This window comes from Gryllotalpicola ginsengisoli DSM 22003, assembly GCF_000419445.1.
Classification (GTDB): Bacteria; Actinomycetota; Actinomycetes; order Actinomycetales; family Microbacteriaceae; genus Gryllotalpicola; species Gryllotalpicola ginsengisoli.
Genome location: NZ_AULK01000008.1, coordinates 54,509 through 73,509 on the forward strand (window position 1 = coordinate 54,509; position 19,001 = coordinate 73,509).

Sequence of the window (19,001 nt, forward strand, 5' to 3'; positions counted from 1 at the left end):
GCTGGGGCCTCACAGCGGCCGCCTCACGAGCCAGCGGGGCCTGCCGCCGCGCTTGCCGGCGGTGAGTTGTACGCGTTCGAAGCCATGGGCCTCGAAGAGCTCGACCGTGCCGACGTAGGCGCTCGTCTGGTCGATCTTCGTGCCGGCGGCCTCCACGGGGTACCCTTCGATTCCCACCGCGCCGTGCTCGCGGGCGTGGGCGATGCCGCCCTCGAGCAGCTCATGCATCAGCCCGCGCCTGCGGAACGGGGCGCGGATGACGAAACAGTTCGCCGACCACACGTCTTCGTCGTCAATGTGCGGGATCGTGCGCGAGTTGACCAGCGCGCGGAATGTGGCCTTCGGCGCCACTGACAGCCACCCCGCGACCTCCCCGTCGACGTAGGCGAGGACGCCCGGCCCCGGCTCGGTCGCGCATTCGGCTTCCATGTGGGCCACTCGACCAGGCATGTCCAGCGACGAGTTGCGGTAGGCGATGCACACGCATCCTCTGCCGCGTTTCGGCACCATGAACGAGGCGAAGTCAGCGAACCGTCCCGTGGCGGAAAGGACCTGCACGGTCATGCCGCGAGGCTACTCCGGGCAGACCTGGTGCGGCGCGAGCGTCCATTGCCTAGCATGCGGTCCAGTGGCCACTAGCCAGGTGGAGGACGGATGTTCACGGCGTTCGGTCAGATCACCATCACGGTGCGCGACTACGACGAGGCGATCGACTTCTATGTCGGCAAGCTCGGTTTCACGCTCGTCTCCGACACGAGACCGGTGCCGGGCATCCGCATCGTCAAAGTCGCGCCCGCAGCCGGCAGCGAGACCGTCGTCGTATTCGAGAAGGCGACCACCGAGGAGGACTGGGCGCGGCTGGGCAAGCAGTTCCCCGGCATGACGCTCACGCTCTTCACGGACGACATCGACGAGACCGTCGCTCGGCTCAAGCAGAACGGCGTGCAACTCGTCGAGCCCGTCCGGAAGGCGCCATGGGGCACGCAGACCGTGATCGCCGACCTCTACGGCAACCTCTTCGACGTCCTCCAGCCGGCGCAGCTCGAGTGAGCGGGATGGCGCTCGGTGCGGGCGCGAGGACACGTCCGGGCCGGCTCTGTCTTGGAGCCGTGCTCGGCCCCGTCGTGTTCACCGCCACCTTCTTCGCGCTCGCGGCGGGCTGGCGCGGGTACTCGGCGATCCGGCAGCAGATCAGCGTGCTCGCCGCCGCGCCGGGCGGGCTCGGTCTCGACGTCGCGTTCGTCGTCTCCGCGCTCTTGATGCTCATCGGAGTGATCGGGCTGCGCGGGAGCCTGTTCGCGGACCTTCCGCGAGGACGGTTGGCGACGGTCACCACGATGTTGCTGATCCCGCTGGTGGGGATGCTGATCTGCGGCTTCTTCCCCTTCGACAGCCCGGCCGCATTCATGCACGTCATCGGCGCGAACATCGCCTGCGCTTTCCCCGTGATCGGATTCACCACGGCAGGGTGCCTCGTGTGGGCTACGCCCGGGCATCGAATGCTGGGCATCGCGCTCGTCGCCGCGGGCGCACTCACCGCACTTGCACTGGCCGGCTACTTCACCAGTGCGCCGCTCGAGGACATCCGCACCGTCGCGGGCGGCGGCACGCTCGGCCTGTGGGAGCGCATCCTCGTCATCGAGATCTTCGCCTGGTATGTGCTGCTCGGCGTACTGGGGGCGACGACCAGACGAGAAGCCGGCGCGCGGCCGGCTGGCGCGGCCACCGGCGTTACAGAAGGTCACCTGTGAGACCGCGCGTGCAAGGCTGACAGGGTGACCGCCCAATCGCTCGTCCCCGGCATCATCGGCTTCGCCCCGGCGACCGATCATGTGTATCTGGATGCGATCCAACGCGCCGCCGCCGAACCCAGCGGTGATGGGCTCGTGAACCGACTGCGGCTGGTGTACGCGACGCTCGACACCGACCGCTTCTTCGCCCTCGACGAGGAGGGGCGCACGGACGAGGCCGAGAGGCTCATCGCGCAGGCGGCGCGGTCGCTTCGCGACGCCGGCGCCGATTTTCTGGTCGTCACCTCGAACACCGGCTCGGTCATCGCCGAGGGTGCCGGCCTCGACCTGCCGCTGCTCGACATCTTCGCGACGACGATCGACGCCGCGCTGAGTGCGGGCGCGCGCCGGCTCGGCCTCCTGTCCACCCGTCGCACGCTCGAGTCCGGGCGCTACCAGCGCTCGGCCGAGCAGCACGGGGCGAGCGTGCTCGCTGCGCCGGATGGGGTTGTGACGCAGATCGATCGCATGATCGACCAAGAGGCGAGCCGAGGCATCACAACGGATGCTTCGCTGAAACTCCTGCAGGACACCGTCGGCTGGTTCGCCGACCATGGCGCGGACGCGGTGATCCTCGGGTGCACCGACCTGCTTCTCTTCGGCGTCGACGCCATCGGCCGCGGTCTGCTTCCGGTCATCGATTCCACGATTGTCCATGCGACCGAAGCCGCGCGGCGGGCAGGAGTTGACGTGGACTGACCGCAGTCAGGCGGCCGGCAGGAACCCTCGTTCGGCGAACACCTTCTTCGCGGCGAAGGTGGCATTAAGCGCGCGAGGGAACCCGCAGTAGACGGCGGAGTGCAGAAACGCCTCAATGATCTGTTGCGGGGTGGCGTGCGCACACGTGTCATCTGCGGCTGCGCGGCGACAGCTGGGCGAGGAGTTCTGTCTCTCACGCTCTCACGGACAGCAGTCCTCGTTAGGCGCGCGGGCGCCCGGTCTGTGCCAGATCGGCACGCAGGTGGAGCGGCGACAGCCGGCTGACCAGCGCGGGCACGAAGTAGGCGACGGCCACGGCGGCGATTGCCGTGCGGATGCCGAAGGTGCTGCCGATGATGCCACCGAGCAGCAGGCCGATCGGGATGACGCCCCAGGTCGTGAAGCGAGAGGATGCGGACACGCGCCCGCGCAGCTCCGGCGGGCAGACGGCCTGCCTGGTGCTGAAGCTGACGATGTTGACGATGGCCAACGCCAGGCTCAGTCCGAACGAGCCGACTGCGAAGAGGGCGACCCCTGCACCGAGCCAGGCGAACGGAACGAGCATCCCCACGGCCGGGCCGGCGACGAGTGCAACTCGCCAAAGTCGGCCGCTGCCCCAGCGCCGTTCGGCGCGGGCGCAGGCCAGTGCGCCGATGAGGCCGCCGGCGCTCGATGACAGAAGCAGAACCCCGGTGAGAGCGACGGGCACATGCAGGGTTCGAACGAGGAACAGGATGCTCAATGCGGACTGCGCCGCGGTCAGAAGGTTGCTGGTCGCGGCGGCGATGACGAGCGTGCGGATGGTCGCGTCGCGGAAGGTCGCGCCCAGCCCTTCTCGGATCTCCGCGAAGATCTCGGAAACGCGGATGCGTCGCGGGCGCACTTGATGTGGGGCGGGGAGGGTGGCGTACAAGATGCCGGCTGTACCTGTTGCGATCGCGTCGGCTGCGATTGCGAGTGGGGCTCCGATCGTCTGCACGAGCAGACCGGAGATGCCTCGGCCGACCAGTGAGGCTGCAGTCTGTGTCGATGACAGGCGGCTGTTGGCGTTGGTGAGTTGGGCCCGTTCGACGAGTTCTGGTGTCACTGCGTCTTGGGCGACGGAGGTGACGACGTACAGCACTCCGGACACGGCGGCGACCACGAACAACTGGGCGAGGGTGAGCCATCCGAGCAAAGCCGCGACGGGGACCGACGCATACACGATCGCACGCCCGACGGTGCCAATCGTCAGAAGCCGGCCCTTGTTCACGCGGTCGACAAGCACGCCCGCGAACAACCCCAGCACGAGCCACGAGACCTGCTCGGCAGCCATCAGCGCGGACGTCGCGAAGCTCGAGGCGTGGAAGCTCACGACCGCGACGAGCGGGAACGCCACCTCGGTGAGCGCTTCACCCGCTGTGCCGAACCCCGTCGCGACCCAGATCTTGCGAAACGATCTGTCGCTGGTCGCTTCCCCCACGGGCACCCACGCTAGACCACCGCGGGTGGTCAGCGGCGATGCGCCAACGCGCTGAACGCTCCGTAGGCTTGAGCTCATGCCGTCGATCCGAAACGTCGCCGTGGGGTTGCCCGTGCGCGCGGGTCACGTTCTGGTGCTCGACGGACTCGACACGGTGAAGAACGAGCCCTTCCATCGCGCGATCGGGGGAGGCATCGAGTTTGGCGAGACGGCCGAAGCGGCGCTTCGCAGGGAGTTCCGCGAAGAGTTGGACGTCGCTCTGTCCAACGTCGAACTACTGGGCGTGAGCGAGAACATCTTCGAGTACGAAGGCCGGCCAGGACACGAAATCGTCCACATCTTCGGCGTCGAGTCCGACGAACTCGACGCGGTCCCCCTCGACGCGCGACTGCAGATCCTCGACGAAGGCAGTCCGGTCAGTTGGCGGCCGATCAGCGGGCTCGACCGACCTCTCTACCCTCGTGGAACGGTCGAACTCCTCCACGCCTGGGTCCTGCGGCCGGCAGCCGAATGATTTGGCATCGTCCCGCGGGCACTCCATTGGAGCCGAGGTGACGCGGCAGCTAACGACCGGATGCCGCGAGGATGCGGTTGACGATCGCTTCCGGGTCGAGCTCAGGGCCTATCCGATGCTCATTCACGAACGGAAGCGGCTGCCAGCCGTGGAACCACGACCGCATTTCTTCAACGCCGAACGTCGACGCCTTCGGACGCATCGCGTGCCGCCGGACCGTCTCTTCAAAAGTGAGGTCGAAAGCGGAGAACCGTGCGTCGTCAGCGTGCTCCGCGATCCGTTGAAGCATGCCCGCGTAAAGGCGTGCATTGAAGATGCCGTCGAGCACAACACGATGTCCCTGGTCGAGACAGTGCACAGCGGCGACTTCCAGCAGATCGGCATGCGCCAAGCGTCGCTGGTCTGCTTCGTCGAATACGACCCGGCAGAAGTAATCCTGTTCGAGCACTGCTGTCGGCCAGCCCAACTCCTGCTGCAGCAGCCTCGCGACGGTGCTCTTCCCCGATCCCGAGTTCCCCCGCAGCACGACCAACACGGGAGCGACCCTACAGGGCGTGTTTCGACCTGCCGGAAGGCTCTGCTTGCGAACCACCTAGTTCATGCAGGAAGTGCAGCGGCGCGAGGAGTCTTCTCCTGTGCCCGCTTCGCGAGGAACGTGACGAGCGTCGAGGCGAGGGTGTAGCCCTCCTCGCCTCTCTCTTCGCGAACTCGGGCCGGGCGAGACACTTGCTCGGCCACCTCGAAGCCGTCGAACGCTGATTGCAGCACCTCGATCGCTTGGTCTGCTGTGATCGCGCTTTCGAGGAGGGCAGGACGTCGGCGGCCGTGGTCGTCGGTCTCGTAGCGATCCGCGACGACACCGATCGCGACCACACCACCCGGATTGAGCGCCCTGCGTCCGCGCTCCAGCAGGCGCGCGATCGCTGCGAGATCGGGAAGGTGCTCGATCGCCGAGAAGGCCAGGATGAGGTCGGCCGGCTCCTCGAACTCGAAGTCGGCCAGATCCGCCGCGCGGGTCTTCAGCATTGAACGGACGTCAGCGGGGACCGAGGTGGCGAGCGATTCCACCGCCGAGGGCAGCAGATCGACGGCGTAAACGGTCGAACGTTCCGGAAGGGCGCGCAGCAGCGGGATCGTGTGGCGGCCGACCCCTGCACCGAGGTCATACGCGACCACCGGATGGCGCGGCGCGAGGAGGGCGACGGCAGCGGACAGCAGCCGGTGCGGCTTCGCCAGCCAGGTGCCAGGCTGGCCGAGCGTCACCGCGGAATACAACTCCTCGTGATACCGCACCGTTTCTCGCCGTGCTTCCTGGAAAGCAGCAGACGCCGCCTCGCCGCGAGTCTCAAGCCCCACGTCCGTCACGCTAATGGGAGCGCGCCACTTAGACGACGAGCCGCACCGGGCTGTGAGTTCGCGGTCACGCGGTCCTGCCCGATGTCGTCGCTCGCTCGTACACTCGACGCATGAAACAGACGCTGGCTGAATACCTCGAGGCCGGTTATGCGCTGACGCCCGAGGAGCGGCTCGAGGCCGCGCGGATGCTGCGTCAGAGCGTCGAGCAAGAAACCGATGCCGGGCAGGCGGAGATCGACGCCGCCTGGGACGAGGAGATCAGCAAGCGCGTCGCAGAGGTCCTGGACGGAAGCGCGAACCTGGTCGATGGACCCGAAACGCTCGCGCAGGTCCGCGCTGAACTCGCCGCCCGCCGCAAGTGACCTATCGCTGGCGCGAGCATGAAGCTGCGCGGGCCGAACTTCTCGAGGCCGCCCTGCTCCTCGAGGCGGAGCGCGCAGGCTGGGGCGACCGCTTCGTTGATGCAGTGGAGGCGGCGATCCGCAGCATTGCCGACGCCCCGCACTCTTGGGGGCTGCATCGCGGTCGACGCTTTGACCCGCCGGTCCACACGCGCAGCGTCGCCGGCTTCCGATACGACATCAAGTACATCGTCCTCGGCGACGAGATCGTGATCATCGCTTACGCGCACGAACGTCGTCGACCTGCCTACTGGGCGCACCGGCTCAAAGACTGACGACCCGGCAGCCTCCGCGCGCGGCGCTCACGATGGGTGACGTACTGCAGCGTGAGCACAACGGGGCCGTTGCCGCTTTTCTCCGTGCTCTCTCCCGCTTCGGTCCAGCGGCGGGCCTGCCGAGGCCGAATTCAGGAGGAGGGCGAACCCGATTGGATATGAACCTCGACGTGCATCCTGTCCTGAGTTCGGTCGCCCCTGGCGCATCGCATCCGACGCAACTCGCCGTCGTCGCTGCGGCAGTATCGGAATGTGACAGATCCCGAAGTGAAGCGCGCCGTGCTCACGGACCGGCTCGACCTGCGCCGGCCGACGGCCGACGACCTCGACGAGCTGTTCGCGATTGCCAGCGACCCGCGGGTGTGGCAGCACTTCCCGAGCGGGCGGCATGCCTGCCCGGCACAGACGCGCTCCCTGCTGGAGCGCTGGACGGCGAGCTGGGATGCCGCCGGCCTCGGCGCGTGGGCGGTGCGCTTGCGCGGCGACGAACGGGTGATCGGTTATGGCGGTTGCAGCCTCGTGGGCGATGTCGTCTGGAACCTCGGCTACCGGATCGCCGCCGAGCAGCACGGGCGCGGGTACGCCACCGAGCTCGCCCGAGAGGCGGTGCGTCAGGCGCAGATCGTGCGTCCGCAGACGCCGGTCGTGGCGTACCTGCTCGAGCACAACACGGCATCGGCGCGAGTGGCGGTCAAGCTCGGCTTCGAGCTCGCGTGGCGTGGCCCGGACGCAGGGAACCCCGACGAGACGGCGATCCGACTCGTCTACGCCGACCGCCCGCTCTCGCGCGAGCAATTGGGGGCTGTGCTGCACTGAGCGCGGCCGCGCCGCGCCGTCGCCGTCTGCCCCGTGGGCACTCCTCCCCATGGCGGCGACGCACGAGCATCCGTGAACTGACTAGTGTTCTGCTTCGAACGGGAATGACGCCGGGTCAGGGGGATCGCACGTGCGCTTGAAGGTCACGCTCGCCAGGCAGGCCGCCGACTCCGACGACATCGTCGTCACGACCGACGCGGTCGCCCAGGTCGCCGAGGTGGCCGGCGCGATCGCCCGGCTCGACGCCAAGGGCGACGTCTGGAAGGCCGGCGAGGGGCGGCGGCTGACGCTGTCGGTGGCCCGGCCCGGCCTCGACCGGCCCGAGGTGCTCGACCCCGACATCCCCATCGGCGAGGCGCTGATCGGCGACGGCGCGACGATCGCCCTGACGGATGCGACGAACCACGGCGCTACGGTCCGCCGGGCATCCCTCGCCCCCGTCGCGCGCGTGCGCGTGCTCGACGGCCCGCAGGCGGGCCGGGAGTTCCCGATCCCGCCGCGGAACGTGATCATCGGCCGCGACCCCGGGTGCGACATCGTGCTCGACGACCCGCTCATCTCCAAGCGGCACGCGCGCCTGCAGGCGCAGAGCGGATCGGTCGAGCTGGTCGACCTCGGCTCGGCCAACGGGCTCGTCGTCGACGGCGGCAACGTCGACCGCCTGCCGGTCAGGCAGCCGGTGCGCGTGCTCGTCGGCGACACCCAGCTCGAGATCGTTCCGCTGCAGCAGGCCGCCGAGCAGGCATCCGTCGCCGCCGCGCCCGCCACGACCGGGCCCGTGCTCTTCAACCGCTCGCCGCGCGTCGAGGCGCGCTACGAGGGCATCGAATTCAACGTGCCCGAGGTGCCGCGGGAGCAGGAGAACCCGCCGTTGCCGATCCTCGCGATGATGACGCCGATCCTGATGGCCGGCGGCATGTACGTGATGACCAAGAACCCGTTGAGCCTGATGATGGCCGCGATGTCGCCGGTCATGGCCGGCGGCAACTGGATCATGGGCAAGCGGCAGCGGGCCAACCGGCAGAAGCGGTCGATCGCCGAGTTCGAGGAAGGGCTCGAAGGGCTCACCCAGTCGCTGGAGCACGAGCGCGCCAAGGAGAAGGAGCAGCGGCTCAAGGAGACACCGTCGACCGAGGAGGCCTATGAGGCCGCGGTGCGCCGGGCGCCACTGCTGTGGACGCGGCGGCCCGAGCACTGGTCGTTCCTCAACGTGCGGCTGGGGGTCGGGTCGATGGTGTCGCGCAACACGATCCGCCTCGACCGGCGGCGCGGGCTGCTGCCCGAGTACCAGACCCGGCTCGACAAGGTCGTCGACACGCACCGCACGCTGGCCGGCGTGCCGATCACCGAGAACCTCTACGACGCGGGCGCCATCGGCGTCGCGGGGCCCGCGCTGCACACGGTCGGGCCGCTGAACGGCCTGCTCGTGCAGCTCACGGCGCTGCACTCGCCCGCCGAGCTGGTCGTCGGCGCGATCGTCAGCTCGCGCTGGTCGCGCGAGGTGGAGTGGCTGAAGTGGATGCCGCACACCTCGAGCCCGCACAGCCCGATCGAGGGCGGGCACCTGGCCGACAGCGAGTCGAGCGCGGCGCAGCTGCTGGCCAAGCTCGAGGACATCGTCGAGGATCGGCTGGCCGAGAACCGCCGGCAGGCGCAGCGCCGCGGCGCGATGACGCAGGAGGCGGCGGCGCTCGACCGCGGGCAGGAGGTCGGCAAGGACAAGAGCGGCGGCACGCCGTCGCCGATCCCGGCGATCGTCGTGCTGATCTCGAACGACGCCCCGGTCGACCGCGGCCGGCTCATCCAGCTCGCCGAGCAGGCCGCCGACGCCGGCGTGTACCCGATCTGGGTCGCCGACGACGTCTCCGGACTGCCCGCGGTCTGCCGCTCGTACCTCTCGCTCGACGAGGAAGGTCACGCGGAGGTCGGCCTCGTGCGCCTCGGCGAGCAGATCACCGACGTCGAGGTCGAGCCGATCAGCCGCGACCGGGCGCAGAGCTACGGCCACGCCATGGCCCCCGTGATCGACGCCGGGGCGCCGGTCGCCGACTCCAGCGACCTGCCCCGGTCGATCTCGCTCGTCACGCTGCTCGGCCACGAGCTCGCCGAGTCGGGCGAAGCGGTCGTCGACCGGTGGCAGCAGAACAGCTCCATCCACGACCGCTCGGGGGCGCCGCCCACGCCGCGGCGGGCGGGCAAGCTGCGCGCCATCGTCGGCTCGGCCGGGTACGACGCGATGCACCTCGACCTGCGCACGCAGGGGCCGCACGCGCTGGTGGGCGGCACCACCGGCTCGGGCAAGTCCGAGTTCCTGCAGGCGTGGGTGCTCGGCATGGCCGCCGAGTACTCGCCCGACCGGGTCACCTTCCTCTTCGTCGACTACAAGGGCGGATCCGCCTTCGCCGACTGCGTCAACCTGCCGCACTGCGTGGGCCTCGTCACCGACCTCTCGCCGCACCTGGTGCGCCGCGCGCTCACCTCGCTGCGCGCCGAGCTGCACTACCGCGAGCACCTGCTGAACCGCAAGAAGGCGAAGGACCTGCTCGAGCTCGAGAAGCGCGGCGACCCCGAGAGCCCGCCGGCGCTGATCCTGGTCATCGACGAGTTCGCGGCCCTCGTCGGTGAGGTGCCCGAGTTCGTCGACGGCGTGGTCGACATCGCCCAGCGCGGCCGCTCGCTCGGCATCCACCTGGTCATGGCCACGCAGCGCCCGGCCGGCGTGATCAAGGACAACCTGCGCGCCAATACCAACCTGCGCATCGCCCTGCGGATGGCCGACGAGGGCGACTCGCAGGACGTCATCGGCGTCAAGGACTCCGCGCACATCGACCCGTCGCTGCCCGGCCGCGGCTACGCGAAGACCGGCCCGGGCCGGCTCGCCGCGTTCCAGTCCGGCTACGCCGGCGGCTGGACCAGCGCCGAGCCCGAGCGCGCCGACATCGAGGTCGCCGAGCTGCGCTTCGGCGGCGAGAACAAGTGGGAGGACAAGGCCGCCCCCGCGAAGGTCGACGAGAAGCACGACCTCGGCCCGAACGACCAGCAGCGCCTGGTGAGCACGATGCGCACGGCGAGCCGGCTGGCCGCCATCCCCGCGCCGCGCCGGCCGTGGCTGGACGAGCTCGCGCCCGTGTACGACCTGAGCAAGCTGCGACAGCGCACGGATGCCGAACTGCTGCTCGGCGTCGCCGACATGCCCGAGCGCCAGGAGCAGCAGACCATGTACTTCCGTCCTGATCAGGACGGCCACCTGGTGATCTACGGCACCGGCGGCTCGGGCAAGTCGACCGTGCTGCGCACCCTCGCCTGCGCGGCGGCGGTCACGCCCCGCGGCGGCCCCGTGCACGTCTACGCCCTCGACTTCGGCACCGCGGCGCTGCGCATGATCGACCAGCTGCCGCACGTCGGCGCCGTCATCGCGGGCGACGACAGCGAGCGGATCATCCGTCTGCTGCGCACCCTCGAGCAGGAGTTGGAGACCCGCGCCGAGCTGTTCGCCTCGGCCGGCGCGTCGAACATCGTCGAGTACCGGTCGCTGACCGGCCGGCACGACTTCCCGCGCATCCTGCTGCTCGTCGACGGGCTGCAGGCATTCCGCGACGAGTACGAGTCGGTGACCAGCCGGGCGGCGGCGTGGGCGACGTTCCGCTCGATCCTCTCCGACGGCCGGGGCCTCGGCCTGCACGTGGCGTTCACGGCCGACCGCGCCGGCGCCGTGCCCACCTGGCTGTCGGCCGCCGTGCAGCGCCAGGTGGTGCTGCGCATGACCGAGGACGAGTTCCGCATGCTCGGCGTGCCCCGCGACGTCGTCGGCCCCGGGTCGCCTCCGGGCCGCGCCATCGTCGACGACTACGAGACCCAGATCGCCATCCTCGGCGGGTCGACCTCGGTGCAGGAGCAGAGCGAGGCGGTCGCCCGCCTCGCCCGCGCCATGGAGCGCGCCGGCGCCAAGCCCGCGCCGACTGTCGGCTCGCTGCCCAAGGAGTACCCGGCGACGCAGCTGCCCGACGCCGCCGACGGCAAGCCGGTGCTCGGCATCGCCGACACCGACCTCGGCCCGCTGCCGTTCGAGCCGAGCGGTGTGATGCTCGTCGCCGGCGGCCCGGCCAGCGGCAAGACGACCGCGCTCATCGACATCGCCCGGGCTCTCAAGCGGGCGGATGCCGAGACGCGCCTCTACTACATCGGCACGCCCCGCTCGGTGCTCGTCGGCGCCCTGCCGTGGGAGGACGCCGCGACCACGACAGAAGCGGCTCAGGTGCTCGCGCAGAACCTCGCCGTCGCCGCGCAGGACCAGGAGACGGAAGGCCGCTTCGCGGTGATCGTCGAGTCGCTGCCCGACTTCCTGCAGGGCGTCGCCGACCCCGCGCTCGTGCAGCTGATCAAGGCCGTGCGCCGCAGCGACCACTTCCTCGTCGCCGACGGGGACACGAGCGCCTGGTCGTCGTCGTGGCCGCTGTACTCGGAGATGAAGAACGGCCGCCGCGGCCTGCTGCTGCAGCCCGAGACGATGGAGGGCGACCTCATCCTGAAGACCCCGCTGCCCCGCGTGGTGCGCAGCGAGTTCCCGCCCGGTCGCGGCTTCTACATCGACCGCGGCAAGGCTGTGCGGGTGCAGCTGCCGATGGCGTGAGCGGATGCCTCGCCGCGCGGCGCCTCGGGTGGGGAGGCCTCCCCATTCCGTACCGGCCGGGGCGTTCCTAGAGTGAGGGTCACCGCATAAGGGGCGGCGATGACGACGGGGGGACACGGTGGCGAGCGAACATCAGCTCAAGGTCGACGAGCATTACATGCACAAGCTCAAGTCGCATGTACAGGGGATGATCGACGACCTGCATGACGGGCTCGGCATGGAGAATTCGAGCGACGACGTGCTGGGGCATCCGATGCTCGCCGCCAAGGTCGACGCGTTCGAGCAGTCGTGGCACAAGACGGCCAAGCCGAACCTGGTCGAGCACCTGCAGGCGCTGCGCAAGCACATCGGCAACGTGCAGGACGAGATCGACGAGATGGAGCGCAAGCTGGCGGCCGCCGCGAAGAAGCAGCGCGAGGCGCAGCAGCACACGGCGCAGAACACGGGCGGCAGCGGCAGCGGCAGCGGTGATGGCGGCGGTGGCGGTGGCGGCGGTGATGACGACGACGACCCGCCGTACCACAACTACACGGGCGACGACCCGCTGTACGGGAACCAGAAGGTGCGCTACACCAACCCGTATGCGCCGGAGGCGTCGGACACGTCGGAGACGACGGAGCCGTGGGACCTCCCGACGCCGGGCGGCTTGGGAGACGGCCCCTGGACGAACATCAAGTTGCCGCCGGGCTGGAATTAGGTAGACGGCGCCCACTATGCGATCAGGGGGAAGACGATCATGACGAAGACCACTGCGGCGCAGCAGGACAAGCTGTTCCAAGACCTGTCGGGCGACCCGGCGGGGGTGCGCCGGCTGGCCAACAACTACGACCACGTCGCCGGGCAGCTCGAGCGCTCCATGAAGCGGCTCAAGGAGGCCGCGAGCGACCTCGACGAGCTGAAGGGCAAGAACTTCCGGACTCTCAACGCTCACGTCGGCCGGCTGCTCGACCAGTACACGCACGCGGCGCAGCACTTCCGGCAGGTCGCCGAGGAGCTGCGCGGGTATGCCACCAAACTGCACACCGCGCAGACCGCGGCAGGGTCGTCGCAGACCCGCTACGCGCACTCCATCGCGAGCCTGAACGAGGCGTTCTCGGGCTCGACGATGCCGGCGCCGAGCGAGCTGATGAGCGCGGCGACGTACCCCGACGCTCCCGTCGACACGACCGGCTGGCCCGCCGCGGCCCTTCCGGTGGCCGCCGCACTCGACGCCGCCCGCGTGGACTGGCACCAGGCCGCGCAGATCAAGAACCGGGCCGGCACCAACGCGCACGACCAGATCGACACCTCGGCCCTGCTGCACACGCTCGGGACGAAGGCCGGCGCCGCCGGACACACCTCGGACGTCGCCGGGCTCGCCGGAACGGCCGCCGTGGCCGGCGGCGCCCACGCGGTCGCGGCCGTGGTGAAGCAGGGCTCGAAGAAGCAGCGCCGCGAGGCGGCACGGAAGGCCTACGCCGCCCGCACCACCGAGGTCAAGAAGCAGTACGCGAGCTCGCGCGAGAAGCTGACCGCCCAGCTCGCAGCAGCCAAGAAGGCCGGTAACACCTCGCTCGCCGAGCGCACTCAGGCGCGGCTCACGCTGCTCGACGACCGGGAGAAGTACCAGCTGTCGATGGCGAAAGAGCACCTGCACGACCGGCTCGACCGCATCAACGGCGACTGGAACGCCAAGGAGGAGCGCGCCGAGGCGCGCGCCGACACGAAGGAGCACAAGGAGCTCATCAACCGCGAGTACCAGCTCGACAAGGCCGACGCGCAGGAGAAGCTGGAGCAGGCCAAGGCCTCCGGCGACCAGGACGCCGTCGACCGGGCGCAGGAGCGGGTGCAGCTCGTCGAGGACCGCCACGACCTCAACACCTCGATCGCCGAGGCGCACGAGAAGAGCCACTTGGCGCACATCCAGTTGCACGAGCACCCCGGCGACCACCCCGCGAAGGCCGCGCACGAGCTGCTGCAGCAGGACAAGCAGGAGGTGCGGAACCAATTCGCCGAGCGCCAGGAGCTCGCGCAGCGCGACTTCAAACTGCGCGAGGCCGACGTTGAGGCGCGCCTCGACGCCGCCAAGGCGGCCGGAAACGACGAGCTGGTGCACGAGTTGCAGGAGCACCGCTCGGAGCTGCAGCAGGCTCACGCCGAGCGCGTCGCCGAGCTCAAGCAGAACCTGAACGAGCGGCTCGACAAGCTGCAGAGCAACTACGAGTCGACGTACGCCCACCCGCACGAAGCCGCGGCGAAGGCGGCCGGCCACGGCGAGGCGCACCTCGCCGTGGGCGTGGAGCATGCGCGGCAGGGGGAGGCGCACCTCGCGGAGGGGAAGGTGCAGGGCGCGGCATCCGTCTTCAAGGGGTCGAAGGCCGGCTGGGCGGTCGACGAGCTGAAGCCCGCGGCGGCCGAGCGCGCGTGGGCCGTCGCCGACGACGAGACGAAGGCGTGATCTGAGCGGGTGGGGCGCGCGGTGAAGGAGCCGGCTCTCGGCGACGTGCGGGCCGAGCGGCCGCGGCATCCGATCATCGGCATCGTGCTCGAGGCGGTGGGCGCCGCGCCGCTCTGCCTCACCCTGATGGCGGCGATCAACTCGGCACCGGAGACGTTCGGTGTCTCCCTGGTGATCAGTGCCCTGCTGTTCTTTGTCGGCGAAGAGCTGCGCCGAGGCAATATCCACTGGGCGTCGGGCCGCAGAGGCGACCCCGACTCGCCCGCGATCACGATGGTGCGGATGCGCGTGCTCGGGGTGCGAACCCACGCGGTGTGGGCCGTCGTCGGGGCCGTGGCCGGGCTCTTCTTGGTCATGGGGCCGGCGATCGCCTCGGTGCTGGCCGGTGCGGAGATCGAACTGTCGCCGCTGTGGAATTACCTGCTCACGGGCGATGACCCCGATTCGCGCGAGATCGTCGGATTCTTGGCGCTTGGTTTCGGCGTCACCCCGGCCCTCTCGCTGTACAAGAAGGTGCACTATCGCAAGGTGCTGCGCGAGCGGGGGACGAGGGCGCTGAAGGGAGCGGAGGACGAGGACGAACGGTGGCGGTGGCGGGCGCTCACCTACCGGTGGCGGGCGGACGTGATGCTGGGGTTCCTCGGCGGCGTCGTCGGCGGTTTCGGCATTGCCATGCCGACCGTCATCGGTTGGTCGGACGACGACGAGCGCATCGGCGCGATCGTGTTCGGGCTCGGATTCCTCCTCATCGGCGCGGGGCTTTTCGTCGCCGGGATGGCGCTGGCCGCACGGTACTGGAAGGCGGGCAAGCCGCTGGGGATGGCGGAGAGCGCGTGAGGCGGGACATGGGTACCGCTCCCCGTTCCCCTCGCGCGGCGGGCTTCATAGGTTATTGACAAGCGACGACTCGGGGGAGGGCGATGGACCGTGAGCGGTAACGGATATCCGAAATTCAAGGTCGACGGGCCGAAGATCACGCAATTGCAGAGCGACCTCGCGAACTTGATCACGCAGTTCAACTCCGCCGACGACTCGAGCGCCTACGTCGCGGACGCGGTCGGCCATGACCATCTGGCCGACAAGGTGCGCGACTTCTCGAAGAAGTGGCACGACAAGCGCAAGGACATGGTCACCGGGATCGAGAACATCAAGAAGCTTGTCGACGCCGTGATCGACGGCGTCGACAAGCTGGACCGGGAACTCAAGCACGCGGTCAAACAGACCAAAGACGCCACGGGCAAGAGCAAGAGCCAGAGCGAGAACTGAGGGGGGACGATGCCTGACTACCAGGGGGACACGCCGGGCCAGCCGCTCAAGGGCGACCCGGATGTCGTGGCCGGCGGCGCGAAGACGTACCACGACGTGGCGCAGATGATCAAGCGGGCGCACGCCACGCTCAGCAATATCCGCGACGGCAACTCCGACATGGTCGGCGAGGTGTTCGACGCGATCAAGAGCGTCGCAGGCGACGTCGCAGACGACGTCTACCGCGCGTACCAGCGTTACCACGACACCGCGACGGCGCTGCACGACTACAGCGTCGCGCTGCGCAAGGCGCAGGATCACATGAACAACGTCGTGCTGCCCAGCATCACCAGCAAGTATCAGGCGGCGACCGACGCCTACACCGACTACGCCAAGGGCACGGATGACAAGTCTCCGGGCGACGACGATCTGTGGGACGACTATCGCTCGGCGAGCAAGGCCTACGACGACGCACTCGGAGAGAACGGCGAATGGGCGGAGGGCTGGTCCTGGAAGGGCACACCCGCCGACCATTCGGCCGACAAGATCGAAGACCTGGTCGAGCACAACAACCAGGGGCTCAAAGACCCCGGCTGGTTCTCGAAGGCCGTGGACAGCGTGAAGAGCTTCGCCAGGAGCGCGCTGCACGTGCTGAAGAAGATCGGCGACTTCATCACACCGGTCCTGATCGTGATGGCCTTCATCCCTGGCCTCGGCGAGTTCGCGATGGCCGCGCTCGCCGTGATCTCCATCATCGACGGGCTCTCAGACATCATGGACGGACACTGGGTGAAGGGCCTGCTGAGCATCGGCCTCGCCTTCGGCGCCGGCAAGCTCGCCGAAGTCGGCCTCAAGGGCCTGAAGGGCGCCATGAGCAGCCGCGTGCTCGAAGGCCTGGAGGGCGCCAGTGCGAAGGCGTTCAAGTCGCTGAAGGGACCCGCGAAGAGCGCTATCCGCAAGGTGTACAACACCACCAACGCCAAAGCGGGGATCGGCGACCTCAACAGGCTCAAGAACGCGAGCAAGCTGGGCGAGTTCAAGAGTGCGGCAGACGAGGCCGCGCAGGTGCTCAACAAGCCACGGCAGCTGGTGAAGACGCTGTGGCGCGAGAAGAACGCGTGGAAGGGCCCCAAGAAGTTCGCGCTCGACCGGCTGAAGAAGTGGACGAACACCGAGGTCTACTTCAAGACGAAGGACGCGGTGAAGAACGTGAAGGAGTTGCGGCGCCTCAATCAGGTGGCCAAGGAACTCGAGAACGACTACCCCGGCATCTCGAAGGGGCTCACCAAGTACAAAGTCGCGATGACCGTCGGAAGCACACTCGAGGTCGCCAAACCCGCGATCGAGACCGTGGAGAAGGGCACCGACGTCGCCAAGGACATCTCCAATGGCGACTGGAGCAAAGCCCGGGACGACGCGATGCCGTCGGACGTCAAGAAGGCTGTGAAGTCGTACGGGTGATGAGGTGACTCGTGGTTGAGCAGAGCAAGGACATCGTCGCGATCGGCTTCGCCACCTCCGCGGAGTGGCACGAAGTGCCGCTCGACGGCAGCGCGCTCGACTGGCCGTCGGCGCTGGCTTCGCAGCTCGGCACGCCGGAGGACGGACGGGCGGCCGCGCTGCGCGAGCAGCTGCGGATCCTGCAGGAGAACCTTCTTCCCGCGGGTGCCGAGCTCGACCTGACGGCGGCGGTGTGGATCCCCTACCCCGAAACCGGGTCGGTGAACGCCGTCATGGGGTTCAGCCTTCTGCCGATGGTGGAGGGGCTCTCCGTCGCCGACGCGGCGGAGGCTCTCGCCCGGTTCGAGGAGCAGGACGACGAGTCGATGTATCTCGTCGTCGAGCAGTGGCAGGGCACCGTCGACGTCGGCGCGTTCGCCGCCTCCCGTCAGGCCCTCGTGAACCCTGAGCCCGATGACGAGCAGGGGTGGATGGAGGAGCGGGTGGACTTCGTCGTGCTGCCGACCGGTGCACGCCAGATGGTGCACGTCTTCTTCTCCACCGACAACGTGATCGCATTCGAGGACATCGCCGCCCAGACCACCGAACTCGTCGCGACGATGACGGTCGAGTACGACGGGGTCGCAGTATGACGGATGCTGCGCGCGGCGTGCTGAAGGCGCCGGGAGACTACCTGCTCATGCTTCCCGGCACGTGGTCGTTCGTGCCGATGACCGAGCCCGAGTCGGTCAAGAAGCGCATCGCGAAGATCGTCAAAGACCGGATGCCGAAGAGCGACCGGGTGGCGAAGCTGCGCGTCGAGATGCGCAAGGACGCCGAGCAGGCGGCGCTGATGGCTCTCGAGGCCGGCGCGAGCCTCTTCGCGATGGCCTTCGAGCTCATGGAGGGAGTGCCGTTCGCGGCATCCGTCATGGCCATCGAGCCGGGATGGCCGGACGACGGCCCACGGGAAGGTGAGCTCGTGGGGGACAGGCTGCTGCGATCTGTGCCGGATGCCACGGCGATCGAGCATCCGTTGGCGGCCGTCGTGCGTCGCACCGAACCGCGCATCACGCGAGGGGAGCGCAACACGCTCACCGGGATCGACCTGGAGTACTGGATGGCGCGCGAGGATCGGGAGCCGACCTACTTCCGCATCACCGTTCCCGTGAGCCCGGACGACGGGCTGGTCATCGACTTCTTCGACGCCGTGATGGCCACGGTGCTCTGGAAGGACATGGGGAGTGCTCTCCATTCACAAACACCCTGACGTTCCCTAGCTTGGGTATCAAGCCGGATGGCCGGGGGCCGTCCCTGAATAAAAGGACAGGTGGGCGGGGCCTACCGACTGAAGGAGGAGAAAGCAATGGCAAACGTCAACGCAGACTACGAGGCGATCACGTCGACCGCCAATCTGATCAACACCAACCACGAGTCGATCACCCAGATCCTCACCCAGCTGAAGACTGCGGTGGACTCGCTGGTCTCGGGCCAGTTCAAGACCGACCTGGCCTCGGGCGCCTTCCAGAGCTCGTACGAGCAGTTCAACACCGGCGTCACCCAGACCCTGACGGGCCTGCACGGCATGTCGGCCTTCCTGAAGCAGGCGCAGTCGGGCTTCGAGTCGCTGGACTCGTCGCTCTCGCAGGCTGCTTCGCAGCTCAACAGCTGAGCGACTGCACTAGGCGCAAGCGGGGCTCGATCTTCGGATCGGGCCCCGCTTTTGCGTGCGTGTGCGTAGGTGCTGCGGGGGTGTAGATGCTGCGGGGGTGTTCGGGCGTGCGTGGGTCGGGGCTGCGCGGGTGTTCGGGCGTCTGGGGCGGCGTCGGGGTTCGGGCATGCGCGCGTGAAGCGGCGTGGGCGGCGGTGCCGGCTGGATCGGGCAGATGGGCACCTGCTCGGCAGCACGCCGGGGGCGTCAGTAGTGTCGGCTGGG

General features: G+C 68.8%; 20 protein-coding genes and 1 pseudogene. 16 read left to right on the forward strand and 5 right to left on the reverse strand.

Annotation, left to right across the window (positions count from 1 at the left end; translation table 11 throughout):
- Positions 1 to 9: 9 nt before the first annotated feature.
- Positions 10 to 564, reverse strand: coding sequence for a GNAT family N-acetyltransferase (locus tag H563_RS0112595; RefSeq protein WP_022882958.1), 555 nt, complete (start codon positions 562 to 564; stop codon positions 10 to 12).
- A 90-nt stretch (positions 565 to 654) separates the two neighbouring features.
- Between H563_RS0112595 and H563_RS0112600 the strand changes: the two genes are divergently transcribed.
- Genes H563_RS0112600 through H563_RS0112610 form a run of 3 tightly spaced genes read left to right on the forward strand, consistent with a single transcriptional unit; the run spans position 655 to position 2,489 of the window.
- Entirely contained in the window at positions 655 to 1,050 is a 396-nt protein-coding gene (locus H563_RS0112600) for a VOC family protein (RefSeq protein WP_022882959.1), read from the forward strand.
- A gap of 5 nt (positions 1,051 to 1,055) precedes the next feature.
- Positions 1,056 to 1,751, forward strand: coding sequence for a DUF998 domain-containing protein (locus H563_RS0112605; protein WP_162138950.1), 696 nt, complete (start codon positions 1,056 to 1,058; stop codon positions 1,749 to 1,751).
- A 24-nt stretch (positions 1,752 to 1,775) separates the two neighbouring features.
- On the forward strand, positions 1,776 to 2,489 hold the full coding sequence (locus tag H563_RS0112610) for an aspartate/glutamate racemase family protein (protein WP_022882961.1): 714 nt from the start codon (positions 1,776 to 1,778) through the stop codon (positions 2,487 to 2,489).
- A gap of 6 nt (positions 2,490 to 2,495) precedes the next feature.
- Here the strand turns inward: H563_RS0112610 and H563_RS17755 are convergent.
- Both H563_RS17755 and H563_RS16640 read right to left on the reverse strand, forming a co-directional pair.
- Positions 2,496 to 2,618 (reverse strand): annotated as a pseudogene (locus tag H563_RS17755) (carboxymuconolactone decarboxylase family protein); the annotation flags it as partial.
- Between the two features lie 91 nt (positions 2,619 to 2,709).
- A complete protein-coding gene (locus H563_RS16640) occupies positions 2,710 to 3,951 on the reverse strand; it encodes an MFS transporter (RefSeq protein WP_022882962.1) in 1,242 nt (413 codons plus the stop codon).
- Positions 3,952 to 4,027: 76 nt separating this feature from the next.
- Here H563_RS16640 and H563_RS0112620 point away from each other — a divergent pair, with 76 nt between their 5' ends.
- A complete protein-coding gene (locus tag H563_RS0112620; protein WP_022882963.1) occupies positions 4,028 to 4,465 on the forward strand; it encodes an NUDIX hydrolase in 438 nt (145 codons plus the stop codon).
- A 49-nt stretch (positions 4,466 to 4,514) separates the two neighbouring features.
- Here the strand turns inward: H563_RS0112620 and H563_RS16645 are convergent, their stop codons facing one another.
- A complete protein-coding gene (locus tag H563_RS16645) occupies positions 4,515 to 5,057 on the reverse strand; it encodes an AAA family ATPase (protein ID WP_081416294.1) in 543 nt (180 codons plus the stop codon).
- 5 nt (positions 5,058 to 5,062) lie between these two features.
- Positions 5,063 to 5,821: a class I SAM-dependent methyltransferase gene (locus H563_RS0112630; protein ID WP_162138951.1), complete on the reverse strand. Its 759-nt coding sequence runs from the start codon at positions 5,819 to 5,821 to the stop codon at positions 5,063 to 5,065.
- A 110-nt stretch (positions 5,822 to 5,931) separates the two neighbouring features.
- On the opposite strand from H563_RS0112630, the gene H563_RS16650 reads away from it, so the two are divergent.
- The 12 genes from H563_RS16650 (at position 5,932) to H563_RS0112695 (ending at position 18,737) form a co-directional block, all read left to right on the forward strand.
- On the forward strand, positions 5,932 to 6,183 hold the full coding sequence (locus tag H563_RS16650; RefSeq protein WP_022882966.1) for an addiction module protein: 252 nt from the start codon (positions 5,932 to 5,934) through the stop codon (positions 6,181 to 6,183).
- Positions 6,180 to 6,497: a hypothetical protein gene (locus H563_RS16655; protein WP_022882967.1), complete on the forward strand. Its 318-nt coding sequence runs from the start codon at positions 6,180 to 6,182 to the stop codon at positions 6,495 to 6,497. Before H563_RS16650 ends, H563_RS16655 begins: the two co-directional genes overlap by 4 nt.
- Positions 6,498 to 6,749: 252 nt before the next feature.
- Positions 6,750 to 7,313, forward strand: a complete 564-nt coding sequence (locus tag H563_RS0112650; RefSeq protein ID WP_051142752.1) for a GNAT family N-acetyltransferase — start codon at positions 6,750 to 6,752, stop codon at positions 7,311 to 7,313.
- A gap of 130 nt (positions 7,314 to 7,443) precedes the next feature.
- Complete coding sequence (locus tag H563_RS0112655) at positions 7,444 to 11,943, forward strand: FtsK/SpoIIIE domain-containing protein (RefSeq protein WP_022882968.1); 4,500 nt, start codon at positions 7,444 to 7,446, stop codon at positions 11,941 to 11,943.
- A gap of 118 nt (positions 11,944 to 12,061) precedes the next feature.
- Positions 12,062 to 12,640, forward strand: coding sequence for a hypothetical protein (locus H563_RS0112660; protein WP_022882969.1), 579 nt, complete (start codon positions 12,062 to 12,064; stop codon positions 12,638 to 12,640).
- A gap of 39 nt (positions 12,641 to 12,679) precedes the next feature.
- Positions 12,680 to 14,380 (forward strand): coiled-coil domain-containing protein, encoded by a 1,701-nt coding sequence (locus H563_RS0112665; protein WP_022882970.1) that lies wholly within the window; start codon positions 12,680 to 12,682, stop codon positions 14,378 to 14,380.
- 21 nt (positions 14,381 to 14,401) lie between these two features.
- A complete protein-coding gene (locus H563_RS0112670; protein ID WP_155865236.1) occupies positions 14,402 to 15,217 on the forward strand; it encodes a hypothetical protein in 816 nt (271 codons plus the stop codon).
- Positions 15,218 to 15,307: 90 nt separating this feature from the next.
- The gene (locus H563_RS0112675; protein ID WP_022882972.1) at positions 15,308 to 15,646 is read left to right on the forward strand and encodes a hypothetical protein; all 339 of its coding nucleotides are present in this window, start codon (positions 15,308 to 15,310) and stop codon (positions 15,644 to 15,646) included.
- A 9-nt stretch (positions 15,647 to 15,655) separates the two neighbouring features.
- Positions 15,656 to 17,086: a hypothetical protein gene (locus H563_RS0112680; RefSeq protein WP_022882973.1), complete on the forward strand. Its 1,431-nt coding sequence runs from the start codon at positions 15,656 to 15,658 to the stop codon at positions 17,084 to 17,086.
- An 11-nt stretch (positions 17,087 to 17,097) separates the two neighbouring features.
- The gene (locus H563_RS0112685; protein WP_022882974.1) at positions 17,098 to 17,718 is read left to right on the forward strand and encodes a hypothetical protein; all 621 of its coding nucleotides are present in this window, start codon (positions 17,098 to 17,100) and stop codon (positions 17,716 to 17,718) included.
- A complete protein-coding gene (locus tag H563_RS0112690) occupies positions 17,715 to 18,335 on the forward strand; it encodes a hypothetical protein (protein WP_022882975.1) in 621 nt (206 codons plus the stop codon). The genes H563_RS0112685 and H563_RS0112690 overlap by 4 nt, the downstream gene beginning before the upstream one ends.
- A 96-nt stretch (positions 18,336 to 18,431) precedes the next feature.
- Entirely contained in the window at positions 18,432 to 18,737 is a 306-nt protein-coding gene (locus tag H563_RS0112695) for a WXG100 family type VII secretion target (protein ID WP_022882976.1), read from the forward strand.
- The last annotated feature ends 264 nt before the right edge of the window (positions 18,738 to 19,001 follow it).